The 22986-nt window shown below is 39.9% G+C and carries 25 protein-coding genes; 11 read left to right on the forward strand and 14 right to left on the reverse strand.

Features of this window, described 5'->3' with window-relative positions; translation table 11 throughout:
* Positions 1 to 67 precede the first annotated feature (67 nt).
* The 4 genes from purU (at position 68) to AAC851_RS11520 (ending at position 2997) form a co-directional block, all read left to right on the forward strand.
* Positions 68 to 934, forward strand: a complete 867-nt coding sequence (purU, locus tag AAC851_RS11505) for a formyltetrahydrofolate deformylase (protein WP_004637820.1) — start codon at positions 68 to 70, stop codon at positions 932 to 934.
* Between the two features lie 235 nt (positions 935 to 1169).
* A complete protein-coding gene (locus tag AAC851_RS11510) occupies positions 1170 to 1928 on the forward strand; it encodes an energy transducer TonB (protein ID WP_340600889.1) in 759 nt (252 codons plus the stop codon).
* 42 nt (positions 1929 to 1970) lie between these two features.
* A complete protein-coding gene (locus tag AAC851_RS11515) occupies positions 1971 to 2591 on the forward strand; it encodes a MotA/TolQ/ExbB proton channel family protein (RefSeq protein ID WP_004637822.1) in 621 nt (206 codons plus the stop codon).
* A 1-nt stretch (position 2592) separates the two neighbouring features.
* Positions 2593 to 2997, forward strand: a complete 405-nt coding sequence (locus AAC851_RS11520; protein ID WP_004637823.1) for an ExbD/TolR family protein — start codon at positions 2593 to 2595, stop codon at positions 2995 to 2997.
* 57 nt (positions 2998 to 3054) lie between these two features.
* Here AAC851_RS11520 and msrA read toward each other — a convergent pair whose 3' ends face one another.
* The 8 genes from msrA to AAC851_RS11560 form a co-directional block, all read right to left on the reverse strand.
* Positions 3055 to 3579, reverse strand: coding sequence for a peptide-methionine (S)-S-oxide reductase MsrA (gene msrA / locus AAC851_RS11525; RefSeq protein WP_075316236.1), 525 nt, complete (start codon positions 3577 to 3579; stop codon positions 3055 to 3057).
* A gap of 104 nt (positions 3580 to 3683) precedes the next feature.
* Positions 3684 to 4160: an META domain-containing protein gene (locus AAC851_RS11530; protein WP_075316235.1), complete on the reverse strand. Its 477-nt coding sequence runs from the start codon at positions 4158 to 4160 to the stop codon at positions 3684 to 3686.
* 124 nt (positions 4161 to 4284) lie between these two features.
* The gene (locus AAC851_RS11535) at positions 4285 to 5340 is read right to left on the reverse strand and encodes an Lnb N-terminal periplasmic domain-containing protein (protein WP_100834054.1); all 1056 of its coding nucleotides are present in this window, start codon (positions 5338 to 5340) and stop codon (positions 4285 to 4287) included.
* 18 nt (positions 5341 to 5358) lie between these two features.
* Positions 5359 to 5868, reverse strand: a complete 510-nt coding sequence (locus tag AAC851_RS11540; RefSeq protein ID WP_125501098.1) for a dihydrofolate reductase — start codon at positions 5866 to 5868, stop codon at positions 5359 to 5361.
* A gap of 20 nt (positions 5869 to 5888) precedes the next feature.
* Positions 5889 to 6731, reverse strand: a complete 843-nt coding sequence (thyA, locus tag AAC851_RS11545) for a thymidylate synthase (RefSeq protein ID WP_004637829.1) — start codon at positions 6729 to 6731, stop codon at positions 5889 to 5891.
* 204 nt (positions 6732 to 6935) lie between these two features.
* The gene (locus tag AAC851_RS11550) at positions 6936 to 7511 is read right to left on the reverse strand and encodes a xanthine phosphoribosyltransferase (protein ID WP_004637831.1); all 576 of its coding nucleotides are present in this window, start codon (positions 7509 to 7511) and stop codon (positions 6936 to 6938) included.
* 144 nt (positions 7512 to 7655) lie between these two features.
* Positions 7656 to 8372: a DUF3108 domain-containing protein gene (locus AAC851_RS11555; RefSeq protein ID WP_004637832.1), complete on the reverse strand. Its 717-nt coding sequence runs from the start codon at positions 8370 to 8372 to the stop codon at positions 7656 to 7658.
* A 194-nt stretch (positions 8373 to 8566) separates the two neighbouring features.
* Entirely contained in the window at positions 8567 to 9250 is a 684-nt protein-coding gene (locus AAC851_RS11560; RefSeq protein ID WP_340600890.1) for a hypothetical protein, read from the reverse strand.
* Positions 9251 to 9484: 234 nt separating this feature from the next.
* Between AAC851_RS11560 and AAC851_RS11565 the strand changes: the two genes are divergently transcribed.
* Entirely contained in the window at positions 9485 to 10369 is an 885-nt protein-coding gene (locus AAC851_RS11565) for an energy transducer TonB (RefSeq protein WP_340601045.1), read from the forward strand.
* A 269-nt stretch (positions 10370 to 10638) separates the two neighbouring features.
* Positions 10639 to 12816: a TonB-dependent siderophore receptor gene (locus AAC851_RS11570; protein WP_340600891.1), complete on the forward strand. Its 2178-nt coding sequence runs from the start codon at positions 10639 to 10641 to the stop codon at positions 12814 to 12816.
* 70 nt (positions 12817 to 12886) lie between these two features.
* Here the strand turns inward: AAC851_RS11570 and AAC851_RS11575 are convergent, their stop codons facing one another.
* Genes AAC851_RS11575 through miaB form a run of 4 tightly spaced genes read right to left on the reverse strand, consistent with a single transcriptional unit; the run spans position 12887 to position 16272 of the window.
* Positions 12887 to 13186, reverse strand: a complete 300-nt coding sequence (locus tag AAC851_RS11575) for an antibiotic biosynthesis monooxygenase family protein (protein ID WP_005088154.1) — start codon at positions 13184 to 13186, stop codon at positions 12887 to 12889.
* Positions 13187 to 13197: 11 nt separating this feature from the next.
* The gene (ybeY, locus tag AAC851_RS11580; RefSeq protein ID WP_160127318.1) at positions 13198 to 13683 is read right to left on the reverse strand and encodes an rRNA maturation RNase YbeY; all 486 of its coding nucleotides are present in this window, start codon (positions 13681 to 13683) and stop codon (positions 13198 to 13200) included.
* A gap of 18 nt (positions 13684 to 13701) precedes the next feature.
* Complete coding sequence (locus AAC851_RS11585) at positions 13702 to 14781, reverse strand: PhoH family protein (RefSeq protein ID WP_017394568.1); 1080 nt, start codon at positions 14779 to 14781, stop codon at positions 13702 to 13704.
* 39 nt (positions 14782 to 14820) lie between these two features.
* Positions 14821 to 16272, reverse strand: a complete 1452-nt coding sequence (gene miaB, locus AAC851_RS11590) for a tRNA (N6-isopentenyl adenosine(37)-C2)-methylthiotransferase MiaB (RefSeq protein ID WP_075316229.1) — start codon at positions 16270 to 16272, stop codon at positions 14821 to 14823.
* A gap of 215 nt (positions 16273 to 16487) precedes the next feature.
* On the opposite strand from miaB, the gene AAC851_RS11595 reads away from it, so the two are divergent.
* The 4 genes from AAC851_RS11595 to AAC851_RS11610 all read left to right on the forward strand — a co-directional run bounded on the left by AAC851_RS11595 (position 16488) and on the right by AAC851_RS11610 (position 20747).
* Positions 16488 to 18479: a lytic transglycosylase domain-containing protein gene (locus AAC851_RS11595; protein ID WP_004637840.1), complete on the forward strand. Its 1992-nt coding sequence runs from the start codon at positions 16488 to 16490 to the stop codon at positions 18477 to 18479.
* 28 nt (positions 18480 to 18507) lie between these two features.
* Positions 18508 to 19194, forward strand: a complete 687-nt coding sequence (locus tag AAC851_RS11600) for a ribonuclease T2 family protein (RefSeq protein ID WP_197684827.1) — start codon at positions 18508 to 18510, stop codon at positions 19192 to 19194.
* A 169-nt stretch (positions 19195 to 19363) separates the two neighbouring features.
* Complete coding sequence (locus tag AAC851_RS11605) at positions 19364 to 20350, forward strand: malate dehydrogenase (RefSeq protein ID WP_004637843.1); 987 nt, start codon at positions 19364 to 19366, stop codon at positions 20348 to 20350.
* Positions 20351 to 20504: 154 nt separating this feature from the next.
* Positions 20505 to 20747, forward strand: a complete 243-nt coding sequence (locus AAC851_RS11610) for a DUF2789 family protein (RefSeq protein ID WP_004637844.1) — start codon at positions 20505 to 20507, stop codon at positions 20745 to 20747.
* 31 nt (positions 20748 to 20778) lie between these two features.
* Here the strand turns inward: AAC851_RS11610 and AAC851_RS11615 are convergent, their stop codons facing one another.
* Both AAC851_RS11615 and AAC851_RS11620 read right to left on the reverse strand, forming a co-directional pair.
* The gene (locus tag AAC851_RS11615) at positions 20779 to 21306 is read right to left on the reverse strand and encodes a hypothetical protein (protein ID WP_005083598.1); all 528 of its coding nucleotides are present in this window, start codon (positions 21304 to 21306) and stop codon (positions 20779 to 20781) included.
* Between the two features lie 92 nt (positions 21307 to 21398).
* The gene (locus AAC851_RS11620) at positions 21399 to 22007 is read right to left on the reverse strand and encodes a 2OG-Fe(II) oxygenase (protein WP_004637846.1); all 609 of its coding nucleotides are present in this window, start codon (positions 22005 to 22007) and stop codon (positions 21399 to 21401) included.
* Positions 22008 to 22125: 118 nt separating this feature from the next.
* Here AAC851_RS11620 and AAC851_RS11625 point away from each other — a divergent pair, with 118 nt between their 5' ends.
* Positions 22126 to 22983, forward strand: a complete 858-nt coding sequence (locus AAC851_RS11625) for a 23S rRNA (adenine(2030)-N(6))-methyltransferase RlmJ (RefSeq protein ID WP_005083594.1) — start codon at positions 22126 to 22128, stop codon at positions 22981 to 22983.
* Positions 22984 to 22986 lie beyond the last annotated feature (3 nt).

Below are 22986 nucleotides of genomic sequence, written 5' to 3' on the forward strand. Positions count from 1 at the left end.
AGGCAAAAAAGCGTTAGAATGCTCGGCTTGATTTTTTTAATTTGATTCGAATAAGTGAATTAACAACATGAACACGACTACTGCCCATACAGCACGACTACTGATTACTTGTGAAGACAAGCCAGGAATTGTGCAAGCTGTATCGAGCTTTTTGTATCATCAGGGAGCAAACATCACCGCACTTGATCAGTACGCAACAGAAGCTCAAGGCGGACGTTATTTTATGCGTGTTGAATTTGAGTTGGATCATTTACAATCGCGTAAAGAAGCATTGATGCAAACCTTTGCAGCAAATGTTGCTGAACGTTATGGCATGCAATGGAAACTAAATTTTGTTGGCGAGCTAAAGAAAGTCGGCATTTTGGTTTCTAAAGTAGATCATGCTTTGTTAGAGCTATTATGGCGTCATGCACGCGGTTCATTAGCTTGTGAAATCACTCAGGTGATCTCAAATCATCCTGACTTACGTGAAGCAGTGGAAAATTTTGGGATTCCATTCCATGTTGTGCCGGTGAATAAAGACAATAAAGCAGAAGCTTATGCACAAATTAATGACATGATGCAAGGCAATGATTTATTGATCTTAGCGCGATATATGCAGATATTGAGTGAAGACTTTGTTTCTCAATGGGAAATGAAAATTATCAATATTCATCATTCATTCTTACCTGCTTTTGTGGGCGCAAATCCATATAAGCAAGCGTATGAGAAAGGGGTGAAGTTGATTGGTGCAACAGCGCATTATGTGACTGCTGATCTTGATCAAGGTCCAATTATTGAACAAGATGTTGAGCGTGTGAGCCATGACTACAATGTTGAGCAGTTACGTGAGTTAGGTGAAGATGTTGAACGTAATGTGTTAGCACGTGCGGTAAAGTGGCATCTTGAAGACCGTGTGATTGTTGATGGCAATAAAACGGTTGTGTTTCAATAAGCGATCAAAAATTTTAAAAGTATGCTTTTTTAGGCATACTTTTTTTATGTGAATGTGTTGTTACATTATAACGTTACTTTTTTGTGTGGCTTATCAGTGATTTGAAGTATATTCACAAAAAAACAGTTGCAAATGAAAACACTTCTCATTTATTATTACGGCACTTTAATTGTTCTATCCGATGTGTGTAATCGTTTTTTAGACTAACACCATCTATATAGGTACTTAGATTCTTATGAGTCCATCTCCTGCATCATTTAACACACCAAACCCGATGAAAAAGAAAATCATCACTGCTTTAGTTGCAGTTATGATTGGACATGTGGGAGTCTTGTGGGCAGTTAGCCACATCAAAACGATTGAGTTAAAACCAATCGAAAAAGAACCGCTTAAAGTCAAATTTGTTAAAATTAAAGAGCCACCAAAAGCTGAGCTTCCTAAGCCAAAAGAGCTGCCTAAACCTGAACCGAAAAAAGAGGTAAAAGAGGTTAAGGTCGTTGAAAAGCCTGTTGCGCCACCTCCAAAGAAAATTGAGAAAGTGCAACAAGTTAAGACTGAAGCACCTAAGCAAGTGATTCAAAAAACTGAACCAAAAGTTGAAACCAAAATTGAAACGACTGTTGTTAGTACAACGGTAAAAGAAAAGGTTGTTGAAAAACCGCAACCAGTCCAAGAGGTGGCGAGACCTCAGCCAGCAGCTGATCCGTCACCGAGAACCGTATCGATTGGTGGTTCAGGTGTACAATGGAGTCGATCTCCAAGAATTAGCTTCACACCTAAAGAGTTAGACAACCAAGCACGCACCATTATGGTTATGATTGAAGCGGATGAAAAAGGCCGTGTGACCAATGTGCGTGTGACACGCAGTTCGGGCATACCTGCTTTGGATGAAAAAGTAGTACGTGCTGTGAAAAGTGCAAAGTTTAAACCGTATATGGAGAATGGTGTTGCTTACCCAATTCGAGCAGAGCAACCGTTTGATCTTAATCCTTAATAAATTTGAGTCCTTGTGACAGATTAAATCAGGAGTTCGTATATGAACTTTTCAGTTTATTGGCAACATGCAGATGCAGTAAGTAAAACACTGTATTTTGTTCTTCTCGCAATGTCGATTGCAACGTGGACGATTTTTATTCTACGTATTTTAGGAACACGCCAATTAAAACAACAAGCTTATGCTCAGCTTGCTCAGGCTTTGGCTACACTGAAAGCAAAGTTACAACCACTCACCTTTGAACAGCGTAAAGCGGTTGCTGAACAAGCTTTGCTTCGTCAGATTTCTGCTGAAAAATCGCAAGCTGAAAAAGGCGTTTCAGTCTTGGGTACGATTGCTTCACTTGCACCGTTTGTGGGTTTGTTCGGTACGGTGTGGGGGATTTTCCATGCACTTGTCGCTGTTGGTAAAAGTGGTCAGGCAGGCTTAGCGCAGGTTGCAATTCCTGTCGGTGAGGCATTGATCATGACGGGTCTTGGTCTTGCTGTTGCGATTCCTGCGGTATTGGCTTACAACATTTGTATGCGTTTTAACCGTGGTTTGGCACATGAACTTCAAGATCAAGCACATCTGTTGCTTATCGATACGATGTTGCAACAAGAGACAACGGTAAAAACTGAAGCTAAAGCAACGCAACAAAGTTTAGTTGGAGGTCAAGCTTAAAATGGGCTTTCAATTGGGTGAAGACCACGACAGTGGCATGAATGAGATGAACCTCATTCCTCTGATCGATATTATGTTGGTATTGATGATTATCTTTTTAGTCACAGCAACGGTTGCAAACCCATCAATTCCATTAAGTTTACCAAAAACAACTGCTGAAATTATCGATCCACCACCAAAAGCAATTACGATTAGTATTAATGCCAAAGGTGAAGTTGCTTGGGATACTCAGATCATTAGTTTGGATGAGTTAGAAACACGCTTTGCAGAAGCGGGTCAAGCAACTACAAAACCGACAGTGCAGTTACGTGCAGATAAAGAATCAAAATATGACACGGTTGCACAAGTTATGTCGCGTGCCAGTGAAGCTGGATTGAGTGATATTGCTTTCGTTAGTGAAAACTAGAGCTAGCGCCTATCATTGAAAAATTAAAGCAACTCTTTCGAGTTGCTTTTTTTATTGCTATTCAGTTTTGAGTAAATCTAAAAACTTAGAGCGTAGCTTGGATAATTTGGGTGGAATACTAAAGTTGCAATAACCTTGGGAAGGATTACGGGCATAGAAATTTTGATGATATTCTTCAGCTGGATAGAAAGTCGGTTCAGGACTTAGTTCAGTCACAATGTTGAGCCCTTCATCCTCTAAATTTTGGATGACCTGTTCGGCTTGTTGTTTCTGCTCTTCATTGAAATAATAAATAACAGAACGGTATTGTGTTCCAATATCATTGCCTTGACGGTTTAATGTGGTTGGATCATGGGTGGTAAAAAACACATTTAAAAGTTGGGTGTAACTGATTTGTTGCTCATCAAAATCGATAAGCACAACTTCAGCGTGTTGAGTATTACCTTGGCAAACCTGCTCATAGCTTGGATTCTGCACAATACCGCCAGCATAACCACTGACTACTTTTTCAACGCCTTTGAGCTGTAAAAAAACTGCTTCTACACACCAGAAACATCCACCACCAAATAGTGCTTGTTGCATTTAAGTCCCCAATTTCTAATTTTATGAATGCCTTTAAAGTAAACGATGTCGACAAAAAGTAAAAGCCCGTGTTTGCAACGGGTTGTGGCTTTGATCAAGGTGAATTACGGTAATGGTTGAACCACCGTAACGAAAGTTACAAGAACTTGTCCAGAAGCATCGAGGAATTTTAGTTCATGTCCTTTCAGCTGGTAGTTTGTAGTTGCAGCTAAGGCATTTGCGTATTGACGTGATAGGTCATTGTTGTCTTTACCAATACATGCCATCTTGGTTGATGCGACAGCACCTAAGCGTAAAATAGCACCTTGGCTTTCGAAGCTTCCTTGAATATTGTTACAACCATCTGCACCCAAAAAGCGTTTAGCTTGAGCATCAAACTGAATCGAAGGTCGTTTTATTGATAACTCATTACTTTTGACTTCGATACCGTTAATATGTGTAGCAATCCACGTGCGATTATATAAATTGATTGTTTCTTTCTGTGATGCGTTTGGAGAGGTGCTTAAAGATTCTGTGGTTGTACAACCCGTCATGATGATCGTAACTGCCAAAGTACAAGAAGCTAATAATGGTTTTAACATAAATGAAAGATCCGAGTCTTTGAGTTTAATGATTTTAATTAAACTTAATAAACGTGGATCTGAGCCGCATATTACGTATCATTTTGTAAATATTGAGATAGGTTTGACTAAGTGAGCAGAAGAATTATTCAGTTTTGGGTAGTCCTGCGCGAATGACTTCAGAATAATATTCACTACTTTGATTTGGTTGTTTGGCATATTGTTCGGTACGTGGATTGATATGTGCCAGTTGATACCATTCTTTCATGCTGTAATTCTGATTCAATGCTTTGAGATCATGTAGATAATTTGGCAAATAACCAGAAGCCAGTAAGCGGTAATCTTTGGGTAATGCTTGCTGGCTAATGGCTTGTGCCATATCAAAGATTAAGGTGGTACAGTTACTGGTCAGGGTGTTATACCATTTTGCTTCCGCACGCAGTTCATCTGCCTTTTTAAGATATTCAATAAATAATGCTTTACGTTCCGCAGCAGGAATTTTGATCGGGAATAAATAAACCTGTTCATTACGAATATTGCTACGTGTATAGACAATATCTTTCTCATCGGATGCAATTAGGCTTAACTCATATTTACGAAAGAATCCTCCGATCGCAGAGAAAGATTCGCCTTTTTCTTTTCGAATTTCGATCGAGAATACCAGTGGTTTTTGATCTGAGAAGTCAAAGCTCACGAGAGTATGTGCGATTTGGGGACCCATCCAGTAGGAGGCAATCACATTAATTCCTGTGATTTTGTTCAGATCAATTGTCCGATCCTCCCAGTGAATGTCATAACTTCCATCGGGGTACCAATTAAAGTTTCGTACCTTGTGCAACGTTACAATATCGCCTTTTTTCTCATAGCTGAGTTGCTCAGATACCTCTGGATCCCAGACGCGGTCTTGACGTGCATCTAAAGAAAAATACCAGAACAAAGAACAAGCGAACGCAAAACAATAGAGCAGAATATCTGTACGTCGACTAAAAATATGTCCGCTGACATAGAAACCAAGCAAACTCAGTGCGAATAGTCCCCAAAGAATAATGATAATGCGACTAAAGATCGGACCAAGGGGTTGCTGTATCCATAAGGCTAAACATAGCCAAATACTGGAAAGGATCACGAAAAGAGTAAAGGTACTATGTAAGAACCATATCCCTAATCCAATGAAGAACTCACGTGATCCAATCTCATGCATAACAATTCGCAGTCCATTTTATTTTTGGTAAGTTGCGAACTCGAAGGCGATATTTGATTTTTCATCAGTATGTAGTTCTGAGTTCACTTTTTGAAAATTCTCAGAGATTTTTGGGTAATGTGCATCGCCTTGAACATCTAAATCTACATGGGTCAGTTCTAGGCGGTCAGCAAAGGCAAGTGTTTGATTAAAAATCTCTCCTCCACCAATAATAAATAAGGATGCTTTTTCAGAGTGTTGTACGTCTGTAAGTGCAGCATCTAAAGCCTCCTCAATACTATGCGCAATTTTTACACCATCAAATTGCCAAGATGGATCTCGCGTAATCACCCAATTTACGCGATTCGGTAATGCACGTCCCATTGACTCAAGGGTTTTACGACCCATGATAACCACACCACCTTGAGTGATGGCTTTAAAATGTTTGAGATCTGCAGAAATATGCCACGGCAGGGCATTTCCTTTTCCAATACAGTTATTTCTATCCATTGCCACTACGTGGACAACTTCTGTGCCTTGCCATGCCATAAGTGAGCTCTCTTATCGTTTTAAACTGCAACGGGTGCTTTAATTGCTGGGTGTGATTCATAACCCACGATTTCGATATCTTCAAATTTAAAATCAAAAATATCGGTAATTTCTGGATTCAGTTTAAGCTGGCACAACGGTAGAGGATCACGGCTAAGTTGTAATTTCGCTTGTTCAAAATGGTTCGCATAGAGATGCGTATCACCACCTGTCCATACAAAATCACCGACGCCTAAACCGCAAACCTGTGCAATCATATGTGTCAGCAAGGCATAGCTGGCAATATTAAATGGCACACCTAAGAACACATCAGCACTGCGCTGATACAGCTGGCATGACAATTTATTATCTTGTACGAAAAATTGGAATAGCGTATGACAAGGCGGTAAAGCAACCTTTCCAGCCTCGTTAGGATTCCATCCAGACACGATTAAGCGACGTGAATTTGGATTGGTTTTAATTTCGTTAATCAGCCATTTGATTTGATCAAAACCATTTTGTTGATAACTACCATCCTCATTTTGAGTTGCACCAAAATTACGCCACTGATGTCCATACACTGGACCTAATTCACCTTCTGGACGACCAAAGCGAGCGGTTTGTTCGGCAGTTGCCCATTCATCCCAAATGGTGACTTTATTGTCTTTGAGATATTGAACATTAGTATCACCTTTGAGGAACCACAGTAGTTCAATCACGATGGAACGAAAATGGACTTTCTTGGTGGTGAGTAAGGGGAAACCTTTAGAAAGATCAAAGCGCATTTGATGACCAAATACTGAACGTGTACCCGTACCTGTACGATCACCTTTGTCGCCGCCATTGTCGAGAATATGTTGTAAAAGGTCTAAATATGTGCGCATAGCTTTCTCTAAAATCTTGTGTGAACTTTCAGTTTGAGTGGCATCGATGGGTTCAATCAATCGAGTGTAGTTCCATTGACTGGGTATAGAATGATACTTGATTATTCTGATTAAGGCACTTATCTCTGTTGCTTCGATGATGAAATCCTACAAAAGAAAAGAGCGCTTTATATTGAAAGCGCTCTTTCGAATTCATAATGTTGCTTATTCAGTCACGAAGGTTACTTTACCATCGCTGAGGGATTTAACGCGTGCCAAAGACTCTACACGATAGCCTTTTTCGAGTAAGACATCACGACCAGGTTGGAATGATTTTTCAATCACGATTCCTACTCCAACCACTTCAGCATTGGCTTGATGAATAAGGTCAATCAGGCCCAATGCCGCTTGGCCATTTGCCAAGAAGTCATCAATCACAAGTGCTTTATCACTTGAACTGATGTGCTTGTTAGAAATAGCAATTGTACTTTCAGTTTGTTTAGTAAATGAAAACACTTTAGAACGATAAAGATCATCTTTTAATGTTAATGACTGATATTTGCGAGCAAAAATCACAGGCACACCAAGCTCTAGACCCGCCATGATCGCAGGTGCAATACCTGATGCTTCAATGGTAATAATTTTGGTAATGCCAGCATCTTTGAAACGAGCAGCAAATTCTTTGCCGATCTGCTGCATGAGCACAGGGTCGATTTGGTGATTCAAGAAAGCGTCAACTTTCAAGACTTGATCAGATAGAACGATACCTTCATTTAAGATTTTCTGTTCTAGAGCGTACACGGGAGAATCCTCTAAACGGATGCTTTTTCAAGCAAAGGCATATTTTAAAAAGCATCAAAAAAATTGCAAGCCATAAATTAAAGCTTTGTTGATATTTCACAGAACTTTACGATGTTTGGTATATGGCTGCAATTTTAGCGCTGATTAATTAGTTTTACCCGTATAGCCCGTTAATAAAAGCCCATACGAAGATTTTCCGTCATTATGTGTCACCTTGACAGGGAGATAATCAAGTTTTGGCGCGAGCCAGAATACCGTGTTGCGTTCTGGTTTGTCGTGCTGAAGTACGACTTTAATTGTGTTAAAAGTCCCATAATTAGTTTTGATGGTTTCAGTACCTTGGCGAATAAAACGGCGCTCATCCACTGCTTTACTATCTGCAATGAAATAGCGTGTTTGTAAGGTGTTACCATTTTTGAGATCTTCACGAACTTGTAATTCGGCATTCAGCTCATCTAAAACACCATCTTTCCAAGGGAAAGAGCGCTTTTTGTCATCTTTCTGGGTGTTAATTACTTTCGCACTAGGATTAAAGTTGATGTTCATAGTATTGTTATGAATCAAGATCTTACTGGTGCGACTAAATTTTTGCGATGTGATCTTATTGTCAGCAAAGCTAAATTGACTGGTTTCAGAGGCAGAGGCGATACCACCAGCACGTGCGTTAAAAGAATATGTCCAGTTATTACCTTGTTGAGCGAGTGTACGTGTTGCAGAACCTAGGTTTTTGTTATTGTAGCTAAATTGATAGTTTGCTTGGAATGGGGTCATTGCCAAAGCATGACTAGATAAACTGCCGCATAGAATCGCTGCAGATGTTACTGTTGCAATACCGAGCACTTTTGATAATTTCTGTGTCATAACGTTGAGTCCTTAGAGCGAATACGAGGTATTTGCACTCATTTATCAGGAAAATTTAGATTTATTATGCCTGTAGATTGTGAAGAAAAGTTCAGCCTTTTTACTAAGCGCTTGTTAATTTTCGTATAAATCGTAAAGGTGGAGGCTCAATGGGGTAGGTGTAAAGTAATAAGTAAACCCATTGAGCATTTTATTTATTTTCTTTTCGCCTTCTTCTGTTGAATGGGCGTCACAGTACTATCTTCTAACTCATCTTCACCAAAATCATCATCATTCGGTGGGTATAGAATCGCAGTGAGATTGACATTGCCCCACACGATGAGCTCAGCAGGTCGGACCCTTGCTCGGTTGACATGAACCTTACTCAAAGTTTCAATAATGCTTGGCTTTTTCCCAAACCAGCGATTTAGATCGAGATAGAGTAAATCATCTTTCACCGTTACAATTTCAAAATGCGCTAAAATTTTGCCTAAAGGATCTTCTTCCTTAAATTTTTGGTAATACCAAATCGCAATATGGAAGCCCCATTTTTGAAAAATGTTTTTGAATTTTGCTTCGATCACTTGAGTATTACTAATTTGTTCAAACACCATCAGTTGAACATCCTGATTCATTTCCATTTGAATCAGTTTTAAATCAACGGATAGCGTCGTGTGTAAGCCTTTTACATCCAAAGTGGTGTATAGACGTAACCAACCATCATATAGATCTGCATGTAAATCTTGCATGATTCCGACATTATTGGTGACGTACCGCTCCATTGTGGCATTTACAAATACTTGTGAAAGTGGGAATTCTCTTTCTTCTTCAATGAAATCTTCGGCTTTTTGGTAAACTTTACGTAGACGTTTAACAACAGATGAAAGTAGCGTTTGCATAAAAGTTGTTCCAGAAAGTGAATGGTGTATTCGCCATCTTTGCTTAACTAAAAAGTAAAAATTAAATTTGTGGCTTGCAGTGTAGCAAAATTAATTGCTACATTTTCATAAAATGATGCGATGGAAGCACTCAAGCTATAAGTGGATCACATTTTTTCGTACTTTTGAATATTGGTTTGGTTTTTTATGCGGTAGCTGCCGTTGGGGATGAGACATTTTTGTCGCTTATATACCATGTGGAATAAAATAAATTTTCGTACTCAGATGACTTCCTTTTGGTGGCAAGATCCGATTTTTGTTGGAGCAGTTGTTATTGCAATCATGGTACATGGACTCGTACTGATAACACAATTTTCAATGCCTGCACCTACTGATACATCAACCAAAGAAATCGCCGTGTCTGTACGTCCAAGTCAAGATAAGGTCGAGCATGCAGATTTTTTAGCGCAAACTGATCAACAAGGATCAGGTGAATTTCATCAAGCACATCGTATGTCTAGTGATATGCCCACGCCAATGCAAAGTGATGCAACCACAGGAGAGCATGAGCTAGAAAGTCTCGAAACCATACAACAGAAGCGTGAACTCCTCTTTGAGGAAAAAGTGTTAATGACAGTGTTAAGTTGGCAAAAGCAAGCTGAACAGAATGAACGTAAGAAAGCATTAGAAGAATTACAAAGTCAATTTCAAGCCAAAGCTGCGATGGTGGCAAGTTTAGAAGCGCAATATTTACAACGGCAACAAAATTTTAGCCGTAAGCAACGTATTAAAACGGTTGATGGGATACAAGCGAAACAAGATGCATCGGCAGCGTATCTCGATAAATTCCGACAAAAAGTTGAGTTGTATGGCAATCGTTATTATCCCGATGCGGCAAAACAGCAACGCTTAGCGGGTGAAGTCCGTTTAATGGTGATTTTAAATGCGCAAGGCGGTATCCGAGCCATTCGTTTAATTGAGAGCTCAGGACATCCGATTTTGGATGAAGCAGCTCGTGCTTCTGTTCGCCGTGGTGCACCATTTGGAGCTTTTGACAGCAGTATGGAAGATATTTCTGAGTTACGTATTATCCGAACATGGCGTTTTGATCCAGTGGATGCTGAATTTGAAGTGCATTAACTAAGACAGAATTTACTTTGTTGTATGTGTTGAAATATCCATTAAAATTAATATCTTATATTTTATGAGTCATCTTTTTTAAGTACAAACTTCATAGTCATAGCTGCTTTTGGTTTATAGCTCTTGAATTGATAATAAAAACGATTATCATTCGTCTTGTAATTTCTTTAATTCTCCTTTAGGGCATTCATACATCCTTCTTTAAAATTTCGGGGGGAAGTGGTGTGTGTCTCCAAATGCTCTAAACTTTGTGAAAAGGATAATTTTGCATGCAACACGATTCTGAATTGAGCTTATTTAAAGCACACCCGCTTGTTCTGGCAATGGCAGCAATATTTTTACCCTCATTGGCTTCTGCTCAGTCAAATATTGAAAGTACACAAATGCCAACAATTACAGTAAAAGCTAAAGAAAATAATGATGCGACCACTGAAGGTACGGGGAGTTATACAGCAAAAAGTACCAATACAGCGACTAAACTGAATATGTCTTTACGAGAAACACCACAAGCAGTGAAGATATATACTCGGGAATATTTAGATGATCGAAATATTGAGTCGTTTCAAGAGTTAATGAGTAATGTCACAGGAGTAACAGTTTCTCGAACAGATGAACGTCAAAGTTATTTTGCTCGCGGTTTTCAGTTGGATTATCACTTAATCGATGGGATGCCAAGTACATCATCACTTGCAGAAGGTGATTTAGATTTGGGAATTTATGATCGTGTTGAGGTGGTGAAAGGAGCAAATGGTCTTAACTCTGGCGCAGGTAACCCTTCAATGGGGATAAATATGGTGCGTAAACGAGCGAATGCCACAGAGTTTACAGGCAATGTTAATGCAGCTGTTGGATCATGGAATAATTATACAAGTTCTGCGGATCTTTCGAATTCATTAAATGAGGATGGTTCATTACGTGGTCGCATTTATGTGAAACATTCAGATGAAGATTCCTTCATGGACTACTATTCAAGAGAGCGAAATATTGTTTATGGTGTAATTGATTACGATGTGACTGATAGAACAAATTTATCATTGGCTGCAACCTATCAGGAATTAAAGCGCGATGGAATCCGTTGGGGAGGATTACCAGCTTTTTATAATGATGGGACAAGAACCAAATTTGATCGTTCTTTGACTGTAAGTTCGGATTGGACTTATTGGAACGTTGATACGAAAGCGGTTTTTGCTAACTTGAAACAGAACCTTTTTAATGATGTTGCTTTAAATATTGCTTATTCATACCAGCAAAACGATAACCAATCAGCTCTGCTCTATGTCGCAGGTAAAGTCGATAAGGAGACGAACAAAAGCTTAGGGGCTGTGTCTGTATATTCTTCTGATAAGCGGAATGAAGAAAATAACATAGATATGTATATATCAGCACCTTTCACCATTGCCAATCGTAAGCAAGAAATTATATTGGGCAGCTCATGGAATAAAAATGAATTGGTTTATAGCCGTTATGGAACGATTCAGGGAAAAGATAAAGGAACCAATGATTTGGATATTGATCAATGGGAACATTTAGATTTTTCTAATATGAATACTCAATTGTTAACGCCTATTACTAATCCCAATAAATTAGCTGGAAATGAAACCACGCAAACAGGATATTACATTGCAGGTAAATTCCAAGTTCTTGATCCATTAAAGATTGTGGCAGGGGCCAGATTGACGAACTGGGAATATAAGTCTGAAGATCATAAAGGTAATCGACAATTTAATGATCAACTCACGCCATATTTTGGTGTTATTTATGACTTTGCTCAAGATCATTCTCTTTATGCAAGTTATACCGATATTTTCACGCCTCAAAATCGTCGTGAAGAAAATGGGAACTATTTAGACCCAATCATTGGACGGAATTATGAAACAGGAATCAAAAGTGAATGGTTTGGTGGTCATTTAAATACAGCTCTATCTATCTTTAGAATTGAACAAACCAATTTCGCTGAAGCAATTTCAGGTAAGTTCGTTAAGAATGCGCAAGGTATAGATACTTCTGAGCAAGCTTATCGTGGGGTTGATGGCGTTGTAAGTAAAGGGGTTGAGCTCGAAGTTGATGGGGAGATCAATGACAATTGGGCAATCAACTTTGGCATCGCGAACTTTGAAGCAAAAGATGGTAAAGATCAGAAAGTCGCTACAACAAGCGCCCGCACAACATCTAATTTATTCGTTAAATACAAACGTGATCAGTGGAATACGGGTGTTGGGGTAAATTATCGTGGTAAAACCTATACAGGGACTGGAGCAACTTTAATTGAGCAAGATGAGGTTTTCTTATTGAGTGCGATGCTAGGTTATAAAGTTGATCAAAATATCAGTGTGCAACTGAACTTGGATAATTTATTAGATAAAGAATATTTTGATGGTATTGGTGAAAATCGTATGAATTATGGCGCACCACGAAATGCAACATTGACTTTCCGTTATCAATTCTAAAAGTTTAATAAATAAAAAACGGCTGAATTCAGTCGTTTTTTATTGAACATGTGGATAACTTAAATGTTATTCACAATCCATTTTGACTAGAGTAAGCACGCTCAACTTTGCAAATTTCCACGCTAAAGTGTTGGTACCATATTTCTTTACCTAGACGCTGAGCAACTTGATGTTCAGCGTCTTGTTGCCAATATCTGATATCTTCATGGTTGTGCCAATAAGACAACGCAATTTCAAAGCCATTTTCACTACATGCTTCGAATTTGATACAGTTAAATTGGCTTAAAGCTTTATTTCTCAGCTTTTGTGCCATTTCAGAGTAAGTTGCATCGAGTGTATTGATTGTGGCTTTAAAAATCACAACATACATAAGCGTTTCAACTAGATTTCATCAGCTTGGTAAGGATTGGCAATGTTGAGTTTCTTCAAAATTGCTATTTCTAATCCTTCCATCTCTTCAGCATCAGATTCACTGGTTTCATGGTCATAACCGAGTAAATGCAAAATGCCATGTACCAATAAATGTGTGAAATGATCCATCGGTGTTTTTTGTTGCTCTTCCGCTTCTTGCAAAACCACAGGCATACAAATGACCAAATCACCCAAAGGTTCAGCATCTAGCAAACTTAGCATTTCCTCTGGAATGTCACTTGGAAAAGAAAGTACATTTGTTGGTTTATCTTTTTCCCGATATTGCAGATTTAGTTCATGGCTTTCTGCTAGATCAACACAAGCAATGCCAATTTCACAATCAGCATCGAAACCGACATGACGTAATGCGGTTTCGATGTGTTTTTTGATTTGACCACGTTTCAGTGGTAACTCAGCAGTTTGAAAGTCTTGTTGCAGACTTAAATTGATTTTCAAAATAAACCCTTAATCATCTTAATGCTGTGCATCCGCTTTTTCATCGTTCTCAGCAATTAGAGCTTCTTGCTTGGCTTTACGTTCGGCACGAGCTTCAGCTGACAAGCGCTGTTGTTCGCTGTCCCAACCTTCATAAGCTTCTACAATTTTTTGTACTAACTGATGACGAACCACATCGCGAGAGTGGAAGCGGGTAATATGAATTTCGTGTACATTTTCCAGTACACGGAGTGCTTGTGCTAAGCCTGATTGCTGTCCACGTGGTAAGTCAACTTGGGTCACATCGCCCGTAATCACAGCACGGGAACCAAAACCTAAACGCGTGAGGAACATTTTCATTTGCTCAGGTGTAGTGTTTTGTGCTTCATCCAAGATCACGAATGAATGATTGAGTGTGCGTCCACGCATGTAGGCAAGGGGTGCTACTTCAATCACTTGACGTTCAATTAGTTTGGCAACTTTCTCAAAACCGAGCATCTCATACAAAGCATCGTATAGTGGGCGCAAATATGGATCGATTTTTTGAGTAAGATCACCCGGTAAGAAACCTAGTTTTTCCCCAGCTTCGACAGCAGGGCGAACCAATAAAATACGTTGAATTTCATTGCGTTCTAACATGTCAACCGCAGCGGCAACCGCTAAGTAAGTTTTACCTGTACCTGCGGGACCAATACCAAAAGAAATGTCGCTTTGCAAAATACGTTGTACATAACGCTTTTGGTTAGCGCCGCGAGGATTAATTCGTCCTTTGCGTGTTTGAAAATACACATCTATCGGCGCGTCATATTCATCCAACTCCTCACCCACCAACTCGAAATCACGTTCGGATTGTGAGGATTGAATCATGAGATGTAACAGATCAGCGCTGATTTGTTGTGATGTTTCAGACTCTTGATAGAGCCGTTGCAATAATGCTTCGGCTCTTTCGACCGTTTCTATATCACCATCGAGATAGAACGCATCTCCTCGGTGAGTAATTTTGACATCTAAACGTTGTTCGATTTGTTTTAAATGCCCGTTATATGCACCGAGCATGCTTTTTAAGCGTTCCATGGAAATCTCAGGGAACATTACTGTACGTCGAATCGCTGCAGTCAAGAGAAGCCCTTTTTGTTGACTTATAAGAATACCTCTACATTACGCCACGTCAGGTTCAAGATTCAAGAGTTCACCATAAACTAAATTTAAAGTTTTAATTTCAGTAATCTCGATTTCAGCAAAACGACCGACCCAAGCTGCATCGCCTATAAATGTAACCAGACGAGTATTATCTGCTGTCCCAATCAAGATATTTGGATCTTTATCAGATACTTTCTCAATTAAGACACGTTCGATCTTACCGAGCATAGCATCAGTTTTATCGATGCTTGAGCGTTTAATCACCTCTTGAACTTGTGCGAGACGATCCTTTTTCACTTGTTCAGGTGTGTCATCTGGAAGATCAGAGGCTGGTGTCCCCGGACGTTTTGAATAAACAAAACTATAAGAGTGATCAAAGTCTAAATCTTTAATGAATTGTAGGGTTTCTGCGAAATGTTGATCCGTTTCACCAGGAAAGCCAATAATGAAGTCACTTGATAAATGCATATCAGGGCGAACTTTACGGAGTTTGGCTATTTTATCGATATAGACATCAATGGTGTGGTTACGTTTCATCGCCTGCAGCACATCATTCGAACCGCTTTGTACGGGCAAATGCAAGTGTGAAACCATTTGCGGTAAATCACGATAACATTGAATCAACTCATCTGAAAATTCGAGTGGGTGAGAAGTGGTGTAACGTAAACGTCCAATACCTGGAATTTCTGCCACTAAGCGAAGTAATTCTGGGAATGTACAAATTCCGCCTTCAAAAGTTTCACCACGATAACCATTTACGTTTTGACCAAGTAGGCTGATTTCACGAACACCTTTTTCAGCCAACCCAGCGATTTCTGCTAGAACATCATCTAATGGTCGTGAAACTTCTTCACCACGAGTATATGGTACCACGCAGAAAGAACAGTATTTTGAACAGCCTTCCATAATCGAAACAAATGCTTTAAAGCCTTCGACGCGAGGTTCTGGTAAGAAGTCAAATTTTTCAATATCAGGAAAGGAGATATCGACCAGTTTAATTTTTTCTTTCTTTGGTTTTTCAACTTGCGCTTGATGTTGATCTAACATTTGTGGCAAACGGTGCAAGGTTTGCGGACCAAATACCATATCGACATAAGGCGCACGTTTTTGAATGTTGTCACCCTCTTGAGAGGCAACACAACCACCGACACCAATCACGAGGTCAGGATTTTTCTCTTTAAGTTTGCGCCAACGGCCGAGTCCACTAAATACTTTTTCTTGCGCTTTTTCACGAATAGAGCAAGTATTCATTAAAAGGATGTCAGCTTCATTTGGTTTGTCAGTGAGCACATAGCCATGTGAATCACCTAACAAATCTGCCATACGATGACTGTCATACTCATTCATCTGACACCCTTGCGTTTCAATATATAACTTCTTCATTGAAACATCAGCGGTGTGCATTGGCTGGGTAACAGTGTTTTCTGAGGCAGCGTGTGTCGCACTTGGAATGAATGTTTGAACCGTCATGCAGGCTCCTAAACAAGATGGGTTTAAATAAACGGCGGATTATAACAGTATTTTTGTCAGAACGCAGAGAATAAAAAACTGACAAAAATGGACAGTTTGTGAATAAAATTGTATGCATTTTAATGAATATGAATCAGTAAGTTACATAACACAACAATAGTGGAAAGCTAGACTTATTACACTATATCACTAGGGTGAATAGGGCATATTGATTGATGAAGATGAAAAAGCAACGTGATTTGATAACAATGGATGCTAAAAAAGTGAAGTATAAGAACAGTTTCCGTTATTTTTTCGCAGTGGGAGGTATGTTCGCATGTTCATCCCTATACGCTTTAGATATTCAATTCAATGATGCTTTGCGTGCGGCAAATGCCAGTAATATAGCTTTACTCGATCAATTCCAAGAACAAATGCAGAATGATGTATTGGGGTATTACCCTGAATACTGGAAACTCAATACCAATTTAGCCTCACAGCCTGCCTCTGCCATTATTAGTTTTGCTCAACGCTACCCACAATCAGCAATGGCTGAAAAGTTGGCAGCTGACTATGTTGAAGAAAAAGTGAAATACGCCAGCTTTGCTGAAGCCAAGCCCGTACTCAGTTATGTCACAAACCCTGATCAAGCAGAAAGCTGTGCTGTTGCCCAAGTTCGAGCACAAACAGGAGATAGCCTTGTTTTTGCAGAGTACAAAGACATTTGGTTAACCACCACGACACAACCTGAATCATGTAATGGTTTAGGGCGATTGATGCTGGCTAGCCCGTTGATGACCGCGCAAGATCGCCAACATCGCTTGTGGTCACAACTACGTGCGGGGCAATCTGGTTTTGCGATCACCACAGCACAATCAATGGGGCTGAATTTATCGCTTGCACAGCTCAATCAGATTCAAGCCAATCCATTGGGCTATCTGTGGAGCGCTGCTAAAAACAACGACGCAGATTATGCATATTTGATTTTTGCTTTGGGGCGAGTCGCGGATAGTGATCTAACCAATGCATTGGCGAATCTTCCTCGTGCGCTTCAAGATACGCCACAAGCTGTACAACAATATCTATATCGTACAGTCGGTTATGTGGGAGGTACGACTGTGATGAAAAATGGTTTTAATCGTGAAGTATTAACTGCATTTGATCAAAGCTATGGTTATCCATTTAGTCCTGAGGAAGCCGAAATTTATGCAAGACAATCCATTCGATTTGGTTCTTGGGAAAGTCTGATTCGGGCAATAGATGCGATGTCTGTGACGCAAAAACAAGAAGATCGTTGGCAGTATTGGTTAGCAAGAGCGTCTGAGCAACGTGCCGATGCTGCGTCTAAGCAAGCAGCACAGCAGATTTATCGTAAATTGGCTCAAGCTGGTGATGATTATCATCATTTGTTGGCCAAAGACCGTTTGGGCCAGCGTTATCACCATCAACCATTTAATGAGCAACCCTCTGCCCAAGATACGCAACGACTTAATCAAAATATCCATTTTAGACGTGCATTTACCCTTAGAGAAATTAATGCACCAGCCACATATATCAATCGTGAGTGGAATTGGGCAGTACGCCAAGCTTATTTACAGCATGATGATGGTTTGATTCTCGCTGCTGCAAAACGCGCGCATGATATGGGATGGTATGATCGGGCAATTTATGCTGCGGATCGTACGACCACCCGTCATAACGATACCTATCGATTTGCTACACCACATCGTGCGAATGTCACGAGCCATAGCAATAATGCAGGTGTAGATCCTGCTTGGGCATATGGTTTAATGCGCCAAGAAAGTCGTTTTGTCACCACAGCACGTTCTCATGTCGGTGCTGGTGGTTTGATGCAGATCATGCCAAATACCGCAAAGTTAATTGCGCGACAAATGGGCGAAACCTACAATCCAGCTGCGCTGAGTGAAATGAATACCAATATTCGTTATGGTACTTTCTATCTTTCAATGATTCAGGGGCAACTCAGCGGCAATGCAGTGCTGGCTACTGCGGGTTATAACGCAGGTCCTAATCGAGCACGACGTTGGCAGCCTGACAATCAACCTTTGGCGGCAGATCAATACACAGAATCGATTCCATTGTTGGAAACACGTGACTATGTCAAACATGTCATGACCAATGCAACGCATTATGGTGTGGTATTGGGGCAAGGGCCACAGTCCCTAGAAAAAAGGATGGGTGTGATTCCTGTGCGAAATAGCCCTTGAAATATAAGCTGATATTAAATTTGAAGTCATGAAGTTTTGGTATTTGATGAAATCAATAGATTTTTTAAAACGACGGTTTACAAGGTGGGTACAGGCTTTAGGCTGTATGCTTGTGCTTTCGTTTGCCTCATCATTATATGCTGCGAGTAACCAAAATCTCACGGGCTATATTTTACATGTAGAAATGACGCCAGCGGTATGTGCTTTAGATTCATCAAAACAAAAACAACGTAAGTGTTTGGAAGGTTATTCTTTAACAATTTCAAGTTTATTGCCAGAAGTTCCAGTCAATCGGAACTGCGAAACAAAATCATCAGCCGCATTATCTCCATTGCAATCGACCGTGGTCGCACGTGTCATGCCGAATGAAACTGAGCGGGTACAACTTTGGCAAAATGTTGGAGGTTGTGTCCCGATGAATGCGAGCCAATATTATAGAACGATTATTAATTTCGCTGAACGTTTAAAGATACCTGCTGATCTGACCAGTCAAAACACGATTAGTGTACAAAAAGAAAATCTGAGACAACAATTTACTAAATTAAATCCCTCTTTACCTGCAAATGGTATTCGTTTTAGTTGTCAATCTTCACGATCAGACTCCATTTTGACAGAGGTCCGAGTGTGTTATCACAAAAATGGGCAGTATAAACAATGTGCAAGTCATGTTGTGACTGGTTGCCCAAGTGAATTTACAATTAAGGGTAGCTATTAACTTTTCTAGCTGCACTTAATTTGTATTTTCTATCAGACTTTTGTGGAAATTCATTCTCTTTTATATGCATATGCTGCTGCTTTAGAGTACAATCTTTGCCGTTTATGATGATTTGACTGGATAGAATCACTATCTAGTCCAATTAAGGACCCTCATTGGAGACAATTACATGAAGCAACCCGTTCGTGTTGCCGTTACAGGCGCTGCAGGTCAAATTGGTTATAGCTTATTATTCCGTATCGCAAGCGGTGAAATGCTTGGTAAAGATCAACCTGTAATTTTACAATTGCTTGAAGTTCCTGTTGAGAAAGCCCAACAAGCGCTTAAAGGCGTAATGATGGAGTTAGACGACTGTGCTTTCCCATTATTGGCAGGCATGATCGGAACTGATGATCCTAAAGTTGCATTCAAAGATGCTGACTATGCATTATTAGTTGGTTCTCGTCCACGTGGTCCTGGTATGGAACGTGCTGACTTATTGAAAGTAAACGGTGAAATCTTCATCGGTCAAGGTCAAGCATTAAACGAAGTTGCTAGCCGTAATGTAAAAGTATTGGTTGTAGGTAACCCTGCAAATACAAATGCTTATATCGCAATGAACTCTGCTCCAGATCTTCCTGCGAAAAACTTCACAGCGATGTTACGTCTTGACCACAACCGTGCGTTGACTCAAGTTGCTCAAAAAGCTGGTGTTGCTGTTGCTGATATCGAAAAATTAACGGTTTGGGGTAACCACTCTCCAACGATGTATGCTGACTACCGTTTTGCGACTGCAAATGGTGAAAGCTTAAAAGACAAAATCAACGATGCTGAGTGGAATAAGGATGTATTCCTTCCAACAGTTGGTAAGCGTGGTGCTGCGATCATCGAGGCGCGTGGTTTGTCTTCTGCTGCTTCTGCTGCAAATGCTGCAATCGATCATATGCGTGACTGGGCATTGGGTACAAACGGCAAATGGGTAACTATGGGTATCCCATCTGACGGTTCATATGGTATTCCAGAAGGCGTTATGTTCGGTTTCCCTGTAACAACTGAAAACGGTGAATACAAAATCGTTCAAGGTTTAGAAATTGATGAGTTCAGCCGTGAGCGTATTAACTTCACGTTGAACGAACTTGAAGAAGAGCGTGCAGCAATTGCTGATATGCTAAAATAATTTATCACTGATAAATTAAAAAATGCCTCCGATTGGGGGCATTTTTATTGTGTAGGAACCACACAAAAAACAACAAGAAAACAAAGTGCTTCACTGCAATAGTGCGTGCTTTATTGATACATTAAAAGAAGAAAAAAGCTAAGGGAGAATAAACATGTTTGAACAACAACCTACACTAGAACTGTTATTTGAACAGCTTGGGTTAGAAGCGGATGAAGCGGCTATGGAGCTTTTTATCCAAACGCATCAATTACGTGCCGAGGAAAAACTGCATGAAGCTGATTTTTGGAGTGCAGGGCAGCGAGATTTTTTAAAAAGTCATTGGGAAAAAGATGATGAATGGGCGATAGTGATTGATGAGTTAAATCAACAATTGCATGTAGACAGCACGGAATAATCATAAAAAAATAAATAAAGCTCACAAATCATTAGTGAGCTTTATTACGTAGAAGTGTTTTAAACCAAGCCTCTTGTCGTACTTGATCGAAAGCAGGGTGGGCTTGAAGCAATTCAAGATCATGATCTAGGCAAGACACATATTTTTTCAACCAATGTCGAGTAAGTGCATATTCTTGCTTTACAACAGATGCATAGGCGAGAAAGAAATAAATATCTAAGTGATCATGATGTGCTAAAGGTTTTAAGATCTGTTGTGTAATCAAAGCGAAACGTTGTTCTTTGTTGAGCTCAAAATAAATCATATATGCTTTAGCTAAATACAGAGACAAACTCAAATACAAGCTTAAAGGCATCTCTTCGTGTTCAATACGTGCTTGTTCAAGTAATACAATTGCCTCTTGTAGAAAATGTAATTGTTCCTGACGAACATGGCTGAGCATCACTAACTGCAAACGTAAGTCCGCACGTTCTAAAGCAAGCTCGGGGGTGTTGCCACTTAAATAAAGTTGGTCTGTTTCCCCAATCCGAGAAATTACCTGTTTGGTTTCATTCGACATGCATTGATCCACAAAAATCGTCAGTTAGGTAGGTTATATAAGGTTGTTTTGAGAAATTTAAAGGTTTAGTGTCCCTTGATATTCATTCGATCCTAATTATTCCAAATAGAATTTCCACTTCTTAACCATGCAGTAATAGAGAGACGCTGTTGTTTGGAGAGAAGAACTTCATGCAATATATCACTTTGGAAAATAGCAAGGCGATTGGGTGTAGGTTGAATGATATGCCACTCCCCATTCTTATCCTGTAAACGCAATTGACCACCCCAGTCTTCCTGCCAATGTTCGTGTAGATAGAAAACAGTTGAAATCATTCGATCATTTTTTAATTGCGGATTATCGCGATGTAACGCGTAAAACTCACCTGCGTTATAGCAAGCAAAATGTGCTTCTACTTCTTTAATCCCGAGATAGAATGCTTGATTTAAGGTTTGAGATAAGCTTTGTAAGGTCTTGATGTGTTGTTGTGCGATGGGCAGTTGATGATCAATCCATAAAATGTGGTCGCTTCGAATATGACTGACAACGCCATTCTGTATTCCCGCTGCTCGAAACTCCTCCAGATGAAGACTACATTCTTGAACCAGATCGATTATATATTCTTTAGGGTACGCGTCATTCACTAAAGCAAAACCAGACGTATTTAAATCATCTAAAATTTGATCAATATTCCAAGATGTAGGAAGAGAGGTGGATTGCATACAGCTCCAGTTAACATTCATTTGATTACAGTACAATTTTGGCTGATCACATCAACGCTAAAGAATAGCCTTTATTTTCATGATAAACTATCCTTTGAATTGAGGAATAATTGTCAACATGAATTACCGTCACCATTTCCATGCAGGTAACTTTGCCGATGTTATGAAGCATGTGCTTTTGCTTCAACTGCTTAATCGTTTAAATGCTAAAGATAAGCCATATCGATATATCGATACCCATGGTGGGGCAGGTAAATATGACTTATCTCTTGCACCAGCACAAAAGTCTGGTGAGTTTTTAACAGGGATCCATCGTCTCGTACAGTTGGGCGAGATAGAAAAGCGTCAAGCACCTGAGGGTGTGCAAGAATATTTGAAACTAGTTGAAAGTTTACGTGCCGAAGAAGGCAAAGGTAGTTACCCGGGTTCCCCATGGTTTGCTTTGCAAGGAATGCGTGAAATTGATAAGGCAACTGTTTTTGAAATGCAGCGTGATGTGTTTCAACAGCTACGCCAAAATATCCGTGATAAACGCATGGGTTTACATGAGCGAGATGCTTATGAAGGTTTGCTCGGCGTTATCCCACCAAAAGAAAAACGTGGGTTGGTCATGATTGATCCACCATATGAACTAGAGCGTAAAGATTTCCCACAATTAGTCGAATTGCTCCAAGCTGCTCATAAAAAATGGCCGACTGGTGTGTTTGCTGTATGGTATCCAATTAAAGATCGCGCCATGATTGAACGTTTCGAAAAGAAAATGTTTAAAACAGGCATTCGCCGCCAATTGGTTTGCGAAATCTGTGTATGGCCTGATGATACACCTGTGGGGCTAAATGGTTGCGGGCTTTTAGTGATTAACCCACCTTGGAAATTTTCGGAAGATGCAGATCAAGCATTACAATGGTTATTTCCACATTTGCGTATGCAAGAAATTGGCGGTCATGCCGCAGTGCGTTGGTTGGTGGGTGAATAACCC

Origin of the sequence: Acinetobacter sp. HZNU-JH01 (assembly GCF_037996845.1) — a bacterium.
GTDB classification, from domain to species: domain Bacteria; phylum Pseudomonadota; class Gammaproteobacteria; order Pseudomonadales; family Moraxellaceae; genus Acinetobacter; species Acinetobacter haemolyticus.

Excerpts from the sequence above, each read along its gene's own strand:
- purU (WP_004637820.1), top strand. The coding sequence starts at position 68 with ATGAACACGACTACTGCCCATACAGCACGACTACTGATTACTTGTGAA.
- AAC851_RS11510 (WP_340600889.1), top strand. The coding sequence starts at position 1,170 with ATGAGTCCATCTCCTGCATCATTTAACACACCAAACCCGATGAAAAAG.
- AAC851_RS11515 (WP_004637822.1), top strand. The coding sequence starts at position 1,971 with ATGAACTTTTCAGTTTATTGGCAACATGCAGATGCAGTAAGTAAAACA.
- AAC851_RS11520 (WP_004637823.1), top strand. The coding sequence starts at position 2,593 with ATGGGCTTTCAATTGGGTGAAGACCACGACAGTGGCATGAATGAGATG.
- msrA (WP_075316236.1), bottom strand. The coding sequence starts at position 3,579 with ATGCAACAAGCACTATTTGGTGGTGGATGTTTCTGGTGTGTAGAAGCA.
- AAC851_RS11530 (WP_075316235.1), bottom strand. The coding sequence starts at position 4,160 with ATGTTAAAACCATTATTAGCTTCTTGTACTTTGGCAGTTACGATCATC.
- AAC851_RS11535 (WP_100834054.1), bottom strand. The coding sequence starts at position 5,340 with ATGCATGAGATTGGATCACGTGAGTTCTTCATTGGATTAGGGATATGG.
- AAC851_RS11540 (WP_125501098.1), bottom strand. The coding sequence starts at position 5,868 with ATGGCATGGCAAGGCACAGAAGTTGTCCACGTAGTGGCAATGGATAGA.
- thyA (WP_004637829.1), bottom strand. The coding sequence starts at position 6,731 with ATGCGCACATATTTAGACCTTTTACAACATATTCTCGACAATGGCGGC.
- AAC851_RS11555 (WP_004637832.1), bottom strand. The coding sequence starts at position 8,372 with ATGACACAGAAATTATCAAAAGTGCTCGGTATTGCAACAGTAACATCT.
- AAC851_RS11560 (WP_340600890.1), bottom strand. The coding sequence starts at position 9,250 with ATGCAAACGCTACTTTCATCTGTTGTTAAACGTCTACGTAAAGTTTAC.
- AAC851_RS11565 (WP_340601045.1), top strand. The coding sequence starts at position 9,485 with ATGTGGAATAAAATAAATTTTCGTACTCAGATGACTTCCTTTTGGTGG.
- AAC851_RS11570 (WP_340600891.1), top strand. The coding sequence starts at position 10,639 with ATGCAACACGATTCTGAATTGAGCTTATTTAAAGCACACCCGCTTGTT.
- AAC851_RS11575 (WP_005088154.1), bottom strand. The coding sequence starts at position 13,186 with ATGTATGTTGTGATTTTTAAAGCCACAATCAATACACTCGATGCAACT.
- miaB (WP_075316229.1), bottom strand. The coding sequence starts at position 16,272 with ATGACGGTTCAAACATTCATTCCAAGTGCGACACACGCTGCCTCAGAA.
- AAC851_RS11595 (WP_004637840.1), top strand. The coding sequence starts at position 16,488 with ATGAAGATGAAAAAGCAACGTGATTTGATAACAATGGATGCTAAAAAA.
- AAC851_RS11600 (WP_197684827.1), top strand. The coding sequence starts at position 18,508 with ATGAAGTTTTGGTATTTGATGAAATCAATAGATTTTTTAAAACGACGG.
- AAC851_RS11605 (WP_004637843.1), top strand. The coding sequence starts at position 19,364 with ATGAAGCAACCCGTTCGTGTTGCCGTTACAGGCGCTGCAGGTCAAATT.
- AAC851_RS11610 (WP_004637844.1), top strand. The coding sequence starts at position 20,505 with ATGTTTGAACAACAACCTACACTAGAACTGTTATTTGAACAGCTTGGG.
- AAC851_RS11615 (WP_005083598.1), bottom strand. The coding sequence starts at position 21,306 with ATGTCGAATGAAACCAAACAGGTAATTTCTCGGATTGGGGAAACAGAC.
- AAC851_RS11620 (WP_004637846.1), bottom strand. The coding sequence starts at position 22,007 with ATGCAATCCACCTCTCTTCCTACATCTTGGAATATTGATCAAATTTTA.
- AAC851_RS11625 (WP_005083594.1), top strand. The coding sequence starts at position 22,126 with ATGAATTACCGTCACCATTTCCATGCAGGTAACTTTGCCGATGTTATG.